Here is a 270-nt window from a genome sequence, read left to right on the forward strand (position 1 = left end):
GGCGTACCACCGGGACTTGTAGTCCGTGGGGATACCGAGTCGGAACCCGTGCGGGTTGACCTTCTGACCCACTAGCGGGTCCCTCCCCTCGTGCCGGCCTTGCGGCTCTGCTGACGCGGCTGACCCTGCTGGGTCGCCGGCCCGGACTGACCGGTCTCACGACGGGCCTTGCGGGACTTGCCGGCGAGCTCGGCGCTGGCCGTGACCTCGCTGACCTCGACGGTGATGTGGCTGGTCCGCTTGTTGATGCGGTAGGCGCGGCCCTGAGCG

The 270-nt window shown here is 70.0% G+C and carries 1 protein-coding gene; it reads right to left on the reverse strand.

The annotated features are described in order from the left end of the window. Nucleotides 1–71 precede the first annotated feature (71 nt). Nucleotides 72–270, reverse strand: a 199-nt coding sequence (locus RAD04_RS38745; protein ID WP_461627976.1) for a large ribosomal subunit protein uL22, incomplete at its 5' end; no start/stop codon positions are given.

Source organism: Bradyrhizobium sp. 25ACV, from assembly GCF_054863005.1.